Origin of the sequence: Thalassospira mesophila, from assembly GCF_002115755.1 — a bacterium.
Lineage (GTDB): Bacteria > Pseudomonadota > Alphaproteobacteria > Rhodospirillales > Thalassospiraceae > Thalassospira > Thalassospira mesophila.
Genome location: NZ_JFKA01000067.1, coordinates 1 through 484 on the forward strand (window position 1 = coordinate 1; position 484 = coordinate 484).

Annotated in this window: 1 rRNA gene; it reads right to left on the reverse strand. The window is 51.9% G+C overall.

Features of this window, described 5'->3' with window-relative positions:
* Positions 1-483, reverse strand: a 23S ribosomal RNA gene (locus tag TMES_RS22060); the annotation flags it as partial.
* Position 484: the final 1 nt, after the last annotated feature.

Below are 484 nucleotides of genomic sequence, written 5' to 3' on the forward strand. Positions count from 1 at the left end.
TTCTAAGCCAACCTCCTAGCTGTCTAAGCCTTCCCACATCGTTTCCCACTTAACCATAACTTTGGGACCTTAGCTGACGGTCTGGGTTGTTTCCCTTTTCACGACGGACGTTAGCACCCGCCGTGTGTCTCCCATGCTCGGCACTTGTAGGTATTCGGAGTTTGCATCGGTTTGGTAAGTCGGGATGACCCCCTAGCCGAAACAGTGCTCTACCCCCTACAGTGATACATGAGGCGCTACCTAAATAGCTTTCGAGGAGAACCAGCTATCTCCGAGCTTGATTAGCCTTTCACTCCGATCCACAGGTCATCCGCTAACTTTTCAACGGTAGTCGGTTCGGTCCTCCAGTTAGTGTTACCCAACCTTCAACCTGCCCATGGATAGATCGCCCGGTTTCGGGTCTATTCCCAGCGACTAGACGCCCTATTAAGACTCGCTTTCGCTACGCCTCCCCTATTCGGTTAAGCTCGCCACTGAAAATAAG